At 68.9% G+C, this 12,974-nt stretch carries 11 protein-coding genes; 4 read left to right on the plus strand and 7 right to left on the minus strand.

Annotated elements, in window-relative coordinates:
• Positions 1-57: 57 nt before the first annotated feature.
• The 4 genes from K225_RS0110150 to surE form a co-directional block, all read right to left on the minus strand.
• A complete protein-coding gene (locus K225_RS0110150) occupies positions 58-1,053 on the minus strand; it encodes an RluA family pseudouridine synthase (RefSeq protein WP_026436302.1) in 996 nt (331 codons plus the stop codon).
• Between the two features lie 80 nt (positions 1,054-1,133).
• Positions 1,134-2,000 (minus strand): peptidoglycan DD-metalloendopeptidase family protein, encoded by an 867-nt coding sequence (locus K225_RS0110155; RefSeq protein WP_026436303.1) that lies wholly within the window; start codon positions 1,998-2,000, stop codon positions 1,134-1,136.
• Between the two features lie 11 nt (positions 2,001-2,011).
• Positions 2,012-2,776 (minus strand): protein-L-isoaspartate(D-aspartate) O-methyltransferase, encoded by a 765-nt coding sequence (locus tag K225_RS0110160; protein ID WP_026436304.1) that lies wholly within the window; start codon positions 2,774-2,776, stop codon positions 2,012-2,014.
• Complete coding sequence (surE, locus tag K225_RS0110165) at positions 2,776-3,558, minus strand: 5'/3'-nucleotidase SurE (RefSeq protein WP_026436305.1); 783 nt, start codon at positions 3,556-3,558, stop codon at positions 2,776-2,778. Before surE ends, K225_RS0110160 begins: the two co-directional genes overlap by 1 nt.
• Before the next feature lie 126 nt (positions 3,559-3,684).
• Between surE and K225_RS0110170 the strand changes: the two genes are divergently transcribed.
• From K225_RS0110170 to K225_RS0110185, 4 genes are all read left to right on the plus strand, one after another.
• Positions 3,685-4,659: an NADPH:quinone oxidoreductase family protein gene (locus K225_RS0110170; RefSeq protein WP_026436306.1), complete on the plus strand. Its 975-nt coding sequence runs from the start codon at positions 3,685-3,687 to the stop codon at positions 4,657-4,659.
• A gap of 226 nt (positions 4,660-4,885) precedes the next feature.
• A complete protein-coding gene (locus K225_RS0110175; protein WP_026436307.1) occupies positions 4,886-6,460 on the plus strand; it encodes an alkaline phosphatase in 1,575 nt (524 codons plus the stop codon).
• 162 nt (positions 6,461-6,622) lie between these two features.
• Positions 6,623-8,458: a gamma-glutamyltransferase family protein gene (locus K225_RS0110180; protein ID WP_026436308.1), complete on the plus strand. Its 1,836-nt coding sequence runs from the start codon at positions 6,623-6,625 to the stop codon at positions 8,456-8,458.
• A gap of 119 nt (positions 8,459-8,577) precedes the next feature.
• The gene (locus tag K225_RS0110185) at positions 8,578-9,624 is read left to right on the plus strand and encodes an Ldh family oxidoreductase (protein WP_026436309.1); all 1,047 of its coding nucleotides are present in this window, start codon (positions 8,578-8,580) and stop codon (positions 9,622-9,624) included.
• Between the two features lie 24 nt (positions 9,625-9,648).
• Here K225_RS0110185 and bioD read toward each other — a convergent pair whose 3' ends face one another.
• The 3 genes from bioD to bioA are packed head-to-tail and all read right to left on the minus strand — an operon-like array spanning position 9,649 to position 12,942.
• Positions 9,649-10,422, minus strand: coding sequence for a dethiobiotin synthase (bioD, locus tag K225_RS0110190; protein WP_081679650.1), 774 nt, complete (start codon positions 10,420-10,422; stop codon positions 9,649-9,651).
• Entirely contained in the window at positions 10,419-11,636 is a 1,218-nt protein-coding gene (bioF, locus tag K225_RS0110195; protein ID WP_026436311.1) for an 8-amino-7-oxononanoate synthase, read from the minus strand. The genes bioD and bioF overlap by 4 nt, the downstream gene beginning before the upstream one ends.
• Positions 11,626-12,942: an adenosylmethionine--8-amino-7-oxononanoate transaminase gene (bioA, locus tag K225_RS0110200; RefSeq protein ID WP_026436312.1), complete on the minus strand. Its 1,317-nt coding sequence runs from the start codon at positions 12,940-12,942 to the stop codon at positions 11,626-11,628. Before bioA ends, bioF begins: the two co-directional genes overlap by 11 nt.
• Positions 12,943-12,974: the final 32 nt, after the last annotated feature.

The raw sequence follows: 12,974 nt of genomic DNA on the forward strand, positions 1-12,974 counted from the left end.
GAACAAAGCACCGCGCGGCGGGAAACCGCCTTCGGGTGAATGCGGTCGGGCAGACCGTCAGGGCGGATTGTAGCCCAGCCCCCACTGAGACAGCGCCCGCTCCATATCGGGCGGCAATGGCGCCTGGAACTCGAGCGCAAGGCCTGAGACCGGGTGCTGGAAACACAGCCGGTAAGCGTGAAGCGCCTGACGCTCCATTCCCGCAGCGGGAACCCCTCCATAAACAACGTCCGCCACCAAGGGGTGCCCTATGGATGCCATGTGCACCCGAATCTGATGCGTGCGTCCCGTATGCAAGGTGCACTCCACCCAGCAACCCATGTCGTTGCCCGCAAGCCATCGCACATCGGTGCGCGCGGGTTTGCCGGCATGGCTGTCCAGATTGACCACGGCCATGCGCAAACGGTTGCGTGGGTCGCGGCCTATGGCGGCCTGCACCGTGCGGTTGCGAGGCCCCGTCCAGGGCCGGTGCGCCAGCGCAAGGTACTGTCGGTGCACGGTGCGCTCCGCAATCATGCGCACAAGGGTGTCCATCGTGGCCCGATCCCGGGCAACCACCATCAGGCCGCTGGTGTCCTTGTCCAGCCGGTGCACGATGCCAGCGCGGGGCACCAGGTGCGCCTTTTCGTCGCGTGCCAGCAAGCCGTTCAGCAAAGTTCCACCCCAGTTGCCCGGGGCGGGGTGAACCACCAGGCCCGCCGGCTTGTTGATCACGAGCAGATGCTCGTCCTCATAAACCACGTCGATAGGCAGCGATTGCGGGCGAAACGCCTGGCTCTGCAGCGTCGGGCGCAGCTCGATCACGAGCGGATCGCCCGCCTTCACCCGCGCAGCAGCCTTGGTCGCCGTATGACCGTTCAGGGAAACAAGCCCCTGCGACAGGAGCTGCTGGAGATAGCTGCGGGAAAATTCGGGCACGAGCTCGACCAGCGCGCGGTCCAGGCGTGCGCCATGCTGAGCGACACCCACCTCCAGATGGCGCAGTTCGGATTCAGCCTCGGCAAGGCCACTGAATTCGGCCGAGAAGCCCGCGTCCTCCGCACTCTCTGGCAATCCATTCCCCTGTGCGGTCACCAACGCCGGTTTTTCGTCTGGACCATCCTCGTGGAGCGCATCAGACACAGCGGACAAGCTCAGCGCGCCGGCAGGTAGCGGACAGGGTCCACGGGTTTGCCCTGGCGGCGAATCTCGAAATGAAGCTTCACGCGATCAGCATCCGTGCTGCCCATCTCCGCGATTTTCTGCCCGCGCCGCACGGTCTGGTCTTCCTTGACCAGCAACGCCTGGTTGTGTGCATAGGCCGTCAGGAAAGTGTTGTTGTGCTTCAGGATGACGAGGTTGCCGTAACCCCGCAAACCGGCGCCCGCATATACCACCCGCCCGTCGGCCGCAGCGAGCACCGGGTCACCGGCTTTGCCTGCAATATCGTAGCCCTTGTTACGGGCCTCATCAAACCCCGCCAGCAAGGAGCCAGAGGCAGGCCAGATGAAAGGAACGTCATCCTCCGACGAGGCGGCTGCAGGCGCAGGCGCCGGGAGGGGAGCAGGCACGGGCGCTGCAGCGCTGGCTGCCGGCCTGGGGGCACTGGCGGCTGAGGAAGGGACGACAGCTGCGGAGGCAACAGGACGCGTCACGACACCCGTCTCTGCGACAGCAGCCGAGGGCGGCACGACGCGCAGCACCTGCCCCACTTCGATCAGATTGGCATTGTCCAGATTGTTCCAGCGTGCAATGTCTTTCCAGCCCTGACCATTTTCAAGGCCGATGCGAATCAGCGTATCCCCTGCCTTGACACTGTAATAACCCGGTTTCCCAGCGTTCTCGGCGCCCGGCAAGGGCTTGACGGGTGCGACAACCACCCCGGGAGAGGAAGATGCGGCCGCCGAAGACGCTCCACGGTCCTCCACAGGAGCCTTCGTCATCCGGGTTCCGCAGCCGGCAAGCACCAGCGCCGTCAACACGGCGGAAACACCAACGACATGACTACGCGATACCAACATAAGCATTCCCTTCAGGCAATCCCCGATTTTAGGGGGACAAAATGAACCGGCTCGAGAACGCTTTGTTTCAATCCGTGCGCGGTTTTGTCGATCACAAGCAACACTTGCTGGCCGCCGGCAAGCGCCATGGGCGCGACAAGGCGCCCTCCCACGGCCAACTGGTCGCACCAGGCCTGCGGCACCGCCTCGCCACCGGCCGCCGCAATGATGGCCGCATAGGGCGCACCCTTGGCATAACCCTGCATGCCATCGCCAAACAACAAATGCACGTTGGCCAGCCGCAGATGGCGCAGGTTGTCACGGGCCTTTTCGTGCAGGCCACGCAGCCGCTCGACCGAATACACCTCGCGTGCAACATGGCTGAGCACCGCGGCCTGGTAACCGCAACCGGTGCCAATTTCCAGCACCCGGCCCAGCCCGCCAGCGCGCGCACCGTCGGCCCCCAAGAGCAGCTCGCACATGCGCCCCACCACGCTCGGCTTGGAGATGGTCTGGGCCAGGCCAATGGGCAGACTGGTGTCTTCGTACGCCTGGTTCACCAGCGCACTGTCAACAAAGCGGTGCCGCTCCACAGTGGACATGGCCTGAAGCACCACCGGCGAGGAAATACCGCCTGCAGCAAGCTTTTGCACCATGCGGGCGCGCACCGCTGCCGAGTCCAGCCCGACCCCCTGGGGCGCTGCGGGGGCACTGGCGCGCATCGGCATGGGGGCGACTCTGGAGGGAGCGCCCCCCGAGCCATCCAGGCGCGCAGGAAAACCGGGCCTGCGCTGCATCACCACTGCGGGGCCGCTGGTCCAGCAGCCACCAGGCGGGACGCGGTTTGCGCCCAATAGCCAAGATTGTCATGGTCCGTCAGGTCCACCTTCAAGGGAGTGACTGACACATGACCCTGGGCCGTGGCGTGAAAATCGGTACCCTCGGCGTCGTCCTTGGCCGCGCCAGCCCCGCCAATCCAGTACATCACCTCCCCACGCGGGCTCTCCTGCACGATCACGCGCTCAGCCGCATGGCGGCGCCCCAGGCGGCACAGCTTCAGGGGGCGCAATGCCTGCAGCGGCATGTTCGGGATATTGATATTGAGCAGCCAGGGCGCTTCGGCCACCAGGTTCTGCCCCACCATCTGCGCAACGATTTCGCGGGTCTTGTGCGCCGCCGCCTCGATCTCGCCCCAGCCCTTGTCCACCTGCGAAATCGCCATGGCCGGAATGCCGAAAAGATACCCCTCCATGGCAGCACCGACCGTGCCCGAGTAGATGGTGTCGTCGCCCATGTTGGCGCCGTTGTTGATGCCGGACACCACCAGATCGGGGCGGTAGCCGAGCAGCCCCGTGAGGGCGATGTGCACGCAGTCGGCCGGCGTGCCATTGACGTAGCGAAAGCCGTTGGCGGCCTGGTGCACATACAGCGGCGAATGCAGGGTCAGGGCGTTCGACTTGGCACTGTTGTTGTGCTCGGGCGCCACCACCTCGACGTCTGCGATGGTCTTGAGCGCGTCATACAAGGCCACGATGCCCGGTGCCTGGTAGCCGTCGTCATTGGATAGGAGAATCTTCATGGTCACTGTGCGGGGTTGCAACGGATTGTAGGTGGCACCCAGCCAGGATGCGCCCGTCGCTCGTGGGACATCGCACGCCCTTGGGCCACCCCTATCATGCAGGCCACCATTGACAGGAGACACCCCATGCACGCTTGGCTTTGCACCAACCCCACCGGCGTTGACGCGCTTGCCTGGACCGAACTGCCCACGCCCACGCCCCAAGCGGGCGAGGTGCTCATCGAGATCAAGGCGGCCAGCCTGAATTTTCCCGATCTGCTGATCGTGCAGAACAAATACCAGATGAAGCCGCCTCTGCCCTTCGTGCCGGGCTCCGAATACGCGGGCGTGGTGCAGGCGGTGGGAGAGGGCGTCACGCACTTGAAAGTCGGCCAGAACGTGGCCTGCCTCTCGGGAACGGGCGGCTTCGGCACGCACACCATCGCTCCGGCGGCCCTGTGCATGCCCCTGCCAGAGGGTTTCTCGTACGTGGATGCAGCGGCATTCATCATGATCTACGCCACGTCCCACCACGCACTGGTGGACCGGGCCCAGCTCAAGGCCGGCGAGACGGTGCTGGTGCTCGGCGCCGCGGGCGGCGTGGGCACCGCCGCCATCCAGATCGCCAAGGCCATGGGTGCGCGCGTGATCGCGGCGGCCTCCAGCGCCGAGAAATGTGCGCTGTGCACGTCCATCGGCGCCGACGCCACCATCAACTACAGCCAGGAAAACCTGCGCGATGCGATCAAGGCCCTGACCGGCGGCAAGGGACCGGACGTGGTCTACGACCCCGTGGGCGGAGATTTTGCCGAGCCGGCCTTTCGATCGATTGCCTGGCGCGGCCGCTACCTGGTGGTGGGCTTTGCCTCGGGCCCCATTCCGGCGCTGCCGTTCAACCTGGCGCTGCTCAAGGGGGCCTCCATCGTGGGGGTGTTCTGGGGCGACTTTGCCAGGCGCGAGCCCCAGGCCAATGCCGCCATGATGGGCGAGCTGGCCCAGTGGTACGGCCAGGGAAAAATCAAGCCCGTGATCGACCGCACCATGCCCATGGCCGAGCTGCCCGCAGCCTACGCCCACATGGGCTCGCGCGGCGTGATGGGCAAGCTGGTCATGGTCAACTGATGGAGCACCAGACCAGGGGACTGCACGAAAAACCGCCGCTCCCTGTGCCGAACTCGCGCATCACGGCAGCACATTCTGGTTCAGCGCCTGCGGGCCCCACCGGGCGAGAACGAAACCAGCACCGCGGCCCTCCTGCGCGCCAACAAGAGCAGGTACCTGGCCAAGCACTCGGGCAAAAACCGCTTCATGGCCGCCTGAACCCGCCCCACACCACCCACCCGCTGCCATGACACCCCTGCAACGCCGCGCCTTCCTGCAGTACGCCAGCGGGGCAGCCGCCGCCGGCACCCTGCCCCGCTGGGCCTGGAGCAACAGCCCGGTGCAGCACGACCCCTTTGCGCTGGGCGTGGCCAGCGGCGATCCCACACCGGAGGGCGTGGTGCTCTGGACGCGGTTGCAGCCCACGCCAGACCACCCATTGACTGCGCCGCTCACCGTGCACTGGGAACTGGCCGACGACCCGGCCTTTCGGCGCATCGTGCAACGCGGCCAGGTCACGGCGCTGCCGGCCCTGGGCCACAGCGTGCATGTGGAAGTGACCGGCCTCGCCCCGGCACGCTGGTACCACTACCGCTTCATGCGGGGCGATGCCGCCAGCGCCACGGGCCGTACCCGCACCGCACCCGCCGCCGATGCGCTGGACGCCCACCTGCGCATCGCCTTTGCCTCGTGCCAGCGCTGGGAGCACGGCCACTACGCCGCCTGGCGCCACCTGTGCGCCGACCAGCCCGACCTGGTGCTGTTCCTGGGCGACTACATCTACGAATACGCGTCGCCGCCAACCACCACGGGCCTGGCGCGAGTGCACGCGCTGCGGTACGCCAGCACCCTGGCCGACTTCCGCGACCGCTACGCACTGCACAAGAGCGACCCCGCCCTGCAGGCGGCCCATGCCGCGTGCCCCTGGGCCGTCACCTGGGACGACCACGAGGTGCAGAACGACTACGCCAGCGCCCAAGGCAAGGGCAGCCAGGGCGACCCGGCGGCCTTCCTGGCCCTGCGCAGCGCGGCCTGGCAGGCGTTCTACGAAAACATGCCGCTGCGCGCCGCCAGCCTGGTGTCGCCCGACTTCGGCGCGCTGCAGGTGTACCGGCGCCTGCGCTGGGGCCGGCTGGCGAACGTGCACCTGCTCGACACCCGCCAGCACCGCGCCTGGCAGGCCTGCCGGGCGGCCGACACGGGCGGGGCGGCTGCCATGCGCCCCCAGGACTGCGCTGCCCTGGCCGACCCGCAGCGCAGCCTGCTGGGCACCGCCCAGGAGCAGTGGCTGGACGCAGGCCTGGCCGCCGACGCCCGGCACGACCGCACCCGCTGGAGCGTGATTGCGCAGCAAACCCTGTTTTCGCCCCGCCGCTACCCCTCGGGCGTGGTCTCCACCGACAGCTGGGACGGCTACCCCGGCGCCCGGGCGCGCCTGTTGCAGTCGCTGGCCCGCCATGCGCCACGCAACAGCGTGCTGCTGGGGGGCGACATCCACCAGAACTACGTCTGCAAGGTCCAGTCCGAGGCGGCGGGCGGCCAGCCATCCAGCCCGGAGGTGATCGCCAGCGAGTTCTGCGGCACCTCGATCAGCTCGCGCGCGGGCACCACGCAGGACAAGGTCGACGCCATTGCCCGCCACAACCCGCATGTGCTGCTGGCACGCAGCGACCAGCGCGGCTACGGCCTGGCCGACATCACCCCCCAGCGCTGGACCACCACCCTGCGCGTGGTGGACGACCCGCTGCGTGCCGACAGCGGCGCCTCCACGCAGGCACGCTTTGTGGTGGAAGACGGGCGGGCGGGGCCGGTGCCAGCCTGAACCACGGCGCTCATCAATGAATAGCTTCTGCGCAATCCTGTCAACCGCCACAAGTCAAAAACACTCAGCACCTGCGCGTCTGTTCCGTAATGTAATAACAGCGATGGCCAGCGCGGCAGCCCGGTACCATGGGTTTTCCGCCCACCCGATGGAGACCCCAGGATGCCCAAGCCCCCCGCCCTCCGCCTCATGCTGATTGCCGCCGCTGCCTTGCTGGCCGCTTGCAGCAGCGCCCCTCCGCTGGCCTACACCGTTCCGGACCAGCCCGAAGGCTCGTCGGGCTACACCGACAAACCGGGCTGGGCCGCCGAGAAGTTCGCCGTGGCTGCCGCCAACCCGCTGGCCACCGACGCGGGCTACCAGGTGCTCAAGGCCGGCGGCTCGGCCATCGACGCGGCCATTGCCGTGCAGATGGTGCTGACGCTGGTCGAGCCCCAGTCGAGCGGCATTGGCGGTGGCGCCTTCCTGCTGCACGCCGCAGGCTCCCGGGTCGAAGCCTATGACGGGCGCGAAACCGCACCGGCGGCGGCCACCGACAAGCTCTTCCTCGGCGCGGACGGCAAACCCCTGCCCTTCAACGATGCCGTGGTGGGCGGGCGCTCGGTGGGCGTGCCGGGCACGGTGCGCATGCTGGAGCTGGCCCACAAGGAACATGGCAAGCTGGCCTGGGCGCAACTGTTCCAGCCCGCCATCCAGCTGGCCGAGGGCGGTTTCAAGGTCAGCGCGCGGCTCAACGCGCTGCTGGCCAACGACAAGTTCCTGGCGCAAGACCCCGTGGCCGCCGCCTATTTCTACGACGCCGCAGGCAAGCCCTGGCCCGTGGGCCATGTGCTGAAGAACCCCGAGCTGGCCGCCGTGCTGCGGGCCATCGCACAGCAGGGTTCCAAGGCCCTGCATGAGGGCGACGTGGCCCAGGCCATCGTGGCCAAGGTGCGCAAGCATCCCACCAACCCCGGCCCGCTCAGCCTGGCCGACCTGGCCGGCTACCAGCCCAAAAAGCGCGCAGCCCTGTGCACCAGCTACCAGGTCGCGCCCCACGACTACCGCGTGTGCGGCTTTCCGCCACCGAGTTCGGGGGCCATCGCCATCGGCCAGATCCTGGGCATCCTCAGGAACACCGACGCGGCCGCGCTGCCCCTGCAAGAGGGCCTGCGCGGCCCGGCGCCCGGTGCCGACTGGCTGCACCTGTACACCGAGGCCGCCCGCCTGGCCTTCGCCGACCGGGCGCAATACGTGGCCGACCCCGATTTCGTGCAGCCCCCCGCCGGCAGCTGGATGAGCCTGCTGGAGCCCGGCTATCTGGCCCAACGCGCCCGACTCATTGGCCCGCAGAGCATGAAGGTGGCGCAGCCGGGCAATCCGGGTGCGGTGCGCACCAGCCATGCCCCCATGCCCGACCAGCCCGAGTACGGCACCAGCCATATCAGCATCGTCGACGCCTTCGGCAACGCCGTGGCCATGACCACCACCATCGAAGACCAGTTCGGAGCACGCCAGATGGTCACCACGAACGCCGCGCGCCCTGGCGGCTTTCTGCTCAACAACGAACTCACCGACTTCAGCTTTGCCCCTACCGATGCCCAGGGCCAGCCCATTGCCAACCGCGTGCAGCCGGGCAAGCGCCCGCGCTCGTCCATGGCGCCCACGCTGGTGTTCGACCAAGCCAGTGGCGAGTTGCTGATGAGCGGCGGCAGCCCCGGCGGCGCGGCCATCATCCACTACACGGCCAAGACGCTGTATGGCGTGCTCCACTGGGGATTGATGCCCCAGCAGGCCATCAACCTGCCCAATTTCGGTTCGTTCAACGGTCCCAGCCTGCTGGAGGAAAACCGCTTCCCGCCCACCACCGTGGAAGCCCTGCGCGCCCGCGGCGCCGAGGTGCGCGAGATGAACATGACCAGCGGCCTGCAGGCCATCACGCGCGGCCAGGTGCATGGCAAGAAGATGTGGCTGGGCGGTGCCGACCCACGGCGCGAAGGCGTGGTGATGGGCGACTGACAGCAATCAGCATAAAAATCGCTAACGCTTTACCCATAAATCCTAGCAGCTATTAAAAACATAGCAAAAATCCGCAACGACCGCCACAACCATGGCGGACTGCTTCCGTCCCCCTGCCCATGCCCCACACCACCGCCCCCGCCACCCAGCACATTGCCTTTGCCGAACTGCAAGACCTGCTCACCCAGATCTTTCTGCGCCACGGTACCTCGCCCGAAGTGGCGGCGATCCTGGCGGCCAACTGCGCCAGCGCGCAGCGCGACGGCGCCGACAGCCACGGCATCTTCCGCATTCCCGGCTACCTGTCCACGCTGGCCAGCGGCTGGGTCAACGGGCGGGCCGTGCCGCAGGTGCAAGACGTGGCGCCCGGCTATGTGGCGGTCAATGCCGGCAACGGCTTCGCCCAGCCGGCCCTGCAGGCCGCGCGCGGCCTGCTGATCGAGAAGGCACGCCGCAACGGCATTGCGCTGCTGGCCATCCGCAACTCGCACCACTTCGCCGCGCTCTGGCCCGATGTGGAACCGTTTGCACGCGAAGGCCTGGTGGCGCTGGCCTTCGTCAACAGCATGGCTTGCGTGGTGCCCACGGGCGGGCACAAGGCCTTGTTCGGCACCAACCCCATCGCCTTCGCCGCGCCGCGCGCGGGGGGCGACCCGCTGGTGTTTGACCTGGCCACCAGCGCCGTCGCCCACGGCGACGTGCAGATCGCCGCGCGCGCGGGCCACCGCTTGCCCGAGGGCTATGGCGTGGATCGCCATGGCCAGCCCACCTGCGACCCTGCGGCCGTCCTGGATGGCGGCGCGCTGCTGCCGTTTGGCGGCTACAAGGGTTCGGCCCTGTCGATGATGGTCGAGCTGCTGGCCGCGGCGCTCACGGGCGGCAACTTCTCGTTCGGCTTCGACTGGTCGCAGCACCCCGGCGCCAAGACGCCCTGGACGGGCGAGCTGCTGATCGTGATCGATCCATCGAAGGGCGCCGGCCACCCTTTCGCGCAGCGCACCGAAACCCTGGTGCGGCACATGCGCGCCGCCGGCCAGGAGCGCCAGCCCGGCGACCGCCGCTACCAGCAGCGTGCGCAATCCGATCGCCACGGCATTGCGATCGACTGCGAGGAGCTGGCCCGGCTGCGCGGCCTGGCCGCGGCGCCGCTGCCTCCGGCCGGTTGAGCACCAGACCCGTCTGCCTGCCGGCTATGGTGCCTGCAGCAGCGCGAGCGCCTGCGGCAGGTGGGCCGCGATGGCCGGCGCACTGGGGTCTGGCAGGCGGGGCACATGGCCCAGGAATGGCGCCACAAGGCCTTCCTCCAGCGCAGCCAGGTTGTCCGCCACATGGGGCATGGCCGCGTCCACGGTGTTGGCCACCCAGCCGGCCAGGCGCAGGCCGCGCGCGCGCACGGCTTCGGCCGTGAGCAGCGCATGGTTGATGCAGCCCAGGCGCAGGCCCACCACCAGTACCACCGGCAGCCCCAGGTCCACGGCCAGGTCGGCGGTGTCCCAGCCGGGAACGAGCGGCACGCGGAAGCCACCCACGCCCTCGACGAAGGCGATGTCGGCCCGCGCCGCCACGCCGCGCACAGCGGCCAGCAGGGCGTCGCGCGCAATGGCACGGCCCTCCAGGCGGGCGGCGATGTGCGGCGCGCAGGGCGTGCGCAGCTGCAGCGGGCCCACCTCGTCATCGTGCAGGTCCATGTTGCTGGCGGCGCGCAGGCGCAGCACATCTTCGTTGACCCAGCGGCCGTCCACGCAGTCCTGCCCCGCCGCCAGCGGCTTGATGGCGGCGGCGCGCAGGCCCGACTGCGCCGCCAGGTGCGTGAGCGCGGCGGTGATGGCGGTCTTGCCGATCTCGGTGTCGGTGCCGGTGATGAAAAATGCCCCCCACGCTCGGCCGCTTCGCGGGTCGCTGCCCCCCCGAGGGGGATGCTTTTCATCTTGGGGCGGCCCGGCGCTGAAAAAGCCGCGCGTCATGCCAGCTCCTCAGCGGCCTCGGCCAGCGCCGCCAGCAGGCGGTCGATGTCGGCCGCGGTGTGGGTGCCGCACAGCGTGATGCGCAGGCGCGCCGTGCCCGGCGCCACGGTGGGCGGGCGGATGGCCGGCACGCGCAGGCCGGCGCGGTCAAGCGCGGCCGCCACGCGCAGCGCAGCGGCGTTCTCGCCAATGATGAGCGGCTGGATGGGGGTGTCTGAAGCCACCAGCCGCCAGCCCAGTTGGGGATGGCGCGCCAGCAGGTCACCCACCCCGGCGCGCAGCTGCGCCTGCAGGCGCACGAGATTGGCGCGGCGCTGCGCGCCCTCGTCACCGGCCATCAGCACCAGGCTTTGCAGCAGCGCATGCGCCACGGCGGGCGGCGCGGCGGTGGTGAAGATGTAGGCCCGCGCGGCCTGGATCAGGTACTGGATGACGGTAGGGTGCGCGGCCACGAAGGCCCCGGCCACCCCGGCCGCCTTGCCCAGCGTGCCGACCATGATCAACCGCTCGCTGCGCAGGCCAAAGTGCGCCAGCGTGCCGCGCCCCTGCGGCCCCAGCACGCCAAAGCCATGGGCGTCGTCCACCACCAGCCAGGCGTCATGCCGTTCGGCCAGCGCCAGCAGCTTGTCGAGCGGGGCCACGTCGCCGTCCATGCTGAACACCGCGTCGGTGACGATCAGCTTGATGCGGGCCGTGCTGGCGCCCAGCAGCGCGTCGAGCTGGGGCACGTCGCAATGCGCATAGCGCTGCACCGACGCCTTGGCCAGGCGCGCGCCGTCGATCAGCGAGGCGTGGTTGAGTTCTTCCGAGAAGATCACCGCATCGGCATCACCCAGGGCCGTGAGCACCGCCAGGTTGGCCATGAAGCCGGTGCAGAAGAACAGCGCCTCGGCGTTCGGGATAGCGGGCGCCACGGCCGCCGCCAGGGCGCGCTCCAGCGCCGCATGCGCGCTGGAGTGCCCACTGATGAGATGCGACGAGCCCGAGCCGGCGCCATACAGTCGCGCGCCCTCGGCCAGGGCCTCGGCCAGCGCGGGATGGGCGGCCAGGCCCAGGTAGTCGTTGCTGCAGAACATCAGCAGCTCGCGGGATTGCCCATCGGCGCCGCGCACGCGCTGCACCGGTGCGGTGGCGCTCTCGGCCTCGCGCAGCACGCGCGTCAGATCCTTGGCGGCGATGGCCTGCAGCTTCTGGTTCAGGTGGTCAAGCAGCATCCAGCACCGCCTCCAGCGTGGCCATCACGGCCCGGAACAGGAATTGCGCCGTGGGCGCATCGATGAGATAGGGCGGCATCAGATAGACCGTGCCGCCAATGGGACGGATCAGCAGCTCGTGCGCGCGCGCCGCCAGGTGAAAGCGCTCGGCAAATCGCTCACCGGGCTCGCGCACGTCGAACGCCAGGATCATGCCGCGCTGGCGCAAATGGGCCACGCGCGGGTCGCTGGCCAGCGGCGCGAAGGCCTCGGCCAGCAGCCGGGCCTGCGCGCGGTTCTTCTCCAGCACCTGGTCGGCTGCGAAGCGGTCGAGCACGGCATTGGCCGCCGCGCAGGCCAGCGCATTGCCGGTGTACGAATGCGAGTGCAGAAAGCCGCGCCCCACCTGCTCGCTCCAGAAGCTCTGGTACACCGTTTCGGTGGTCAGCACCAGCGACAGCGGCAGCGTGCCGCCGCTGATGCCCTTGGACAGCGTGATGAAGTCGGGCCAGCCGCACTCGCCCTGCTCGAACGCAAAGAAGGTGCCGCTGCGCCCGCAGCCCACCGCGATCTCGTCGGCGATCAGGTGGACGTCGAACTCGTCGCACAGCGCCCGCACGGCACGCAGGTACGAGGGCTCGTGCATCGCCATGCCGGCGGCGCATTGCACCAGCGGCTCGATGATGAGGGCGGCCACATGGCCGCGCCGCTCGATCAGCACGCGGCGCAGGTCGGCCAGCGCGCGGGCCTCGGCATCCGGGCCCTGGCGTGCATCGGGCGACTCGACGATGTGGGCACGCATCAGCAGCGGGTCGTAGGCATCGCGGAACACCGCCACATCGGTCACGGCCAGCGCGCCAATGGTTTCGCCATGGTAGCCGTTGCGCAGGCAGACGAATTCGCGCTTGTCCGCCAGGCCCCGGTTGCGCCACGAATGAAAGCTCATCTTCAGCGCGATCTCGACCGCCGAGGCGCCGTCGCTGGCAAAGAAGGCGTGGCCCAGCGCGCCGCCCGTCAGGGCCGCGAGTTTTTCGGCCAGCTCGACCGCGGGCGCATGGGTGCAGCCTGCCAGCATGACATGGGGCAGGGTTTCGAGCTGGTGCGTGATGGCGGCGCGGATGCCGGCATCCGAGTGCCCGAACAGGTTCACCCACCAGGAGCTGTTGGCGTCGAAATAGCGCCGGCCTTCCAGGTCGAAAAGCCAGGGGCCTTCACCCCGGGCGATGGCCAGCGGCGGCGTGACGGCGGCACGCGCCATCTGGGTACAGGGGTGCCACAGCGCAGCAAGGCTGCGCGCGGCGAGATCGGGGGAGTGCAGGGACGTCAATCAACAACTCGCTCGCCCGGGCTTGCGGGCAG

The organism is Acidovorax sp. JHL-9 (assembly GCF_000426205.1).
GTDB lineage: Bacteria > Pseudomonadota > Gammaproteobacteria > Burkholderiales > Burkholderiaceae_C > Acidovorax > Acidovorax soli.